General features: G+C 51.0%; 1 protein-coding gene. It reads left to right on the top strand.

What is annotated here, in order from left to right; translation table 11 throughout:
* A partial coding sequence (locus AC0L20_RS41590; RefSeq protein WP_473295925.1) for a hypothetical protein occupies positions 1-247 on the top strand: 247 nt, incomplete at both ends.

Consider the following 247-nt stretch of genomic DNA (forward strand, 5'->3'; position numbering starts at 1 on the left):
CTTGGGTTTTTTCTTGCCGGGGTTCTCTGCTGGCAAAAAAGCGTATAAGGCGGGTAAGGGGCCGATTAATGTCATCAAGAGTGGGGTTTATGCGGGGGTTGGAGCCTCTGTGGGGTATACCGACGTGGTGGATATTACCAAGAACTTAAACAGTGGCGCGAGGGCGGGATATAAAGATATCAAACAGCTGGCCAGTGGTGCAGAAGAACTGCTGTCCAGATTGAGGGGGAATTACGCTACCTACAGT

Source organism: Bradyrhizobium sp. Kon58, from assembly GCF_055807455.1.